Origin of the sequence: Serratia nevei (genome assembly GCF_024160145.1) — a bacterium.
In the GTDB taxonomy this organism is placed as follows: domain Bacteria; phylum Pseudomonadota; class Gammaproteobacteria; order Enterobacterales; family Enterobacteriaceae; genus Serratia; species Serratia nevei_A.
In genome coordinates, this window is the sequence record NZ_JAMYWQ010000206.1 from 1 (window position 1) to 293 (window position 293).

General features: G+C 51.2%; 1 pseudogene. It reads left to right on the forward strand.

What is annotated here, in order from left to right:
• A pseudogene (locus M6G53_RS25390) lies at positions 1-293 on the forward strand (IS4 family transposase); the annotation flags it as partial.

Consider the following 293-nt stretch of genomic DNA (forward strand, 5'->3'; position numbering starts at 1 on the left):
CGGACCATACTCTGACGCTGTTTGATCGCTGTTATTTCAGTGCGGCTTTTTTACTTGAGTGGCAACAGGCCGGGAAGCAGACACACTGGCTGACGCCTGTAAAAAGTCATCTCCGTTATCAGGTGCTCGAGCGCTACAGCGACTATGACATGCTGATTGAGATGCCGGTGTCTCCACAGGCACGTAAAGCAGCACCGCACCTTCCGGCTGTCTGGAGGGCAAGAATGGTGAGTTATGCCAGCAAGGATAATAAGGGGAAAATCAGTGGGTTCCTAACATCCATGACCGATAAT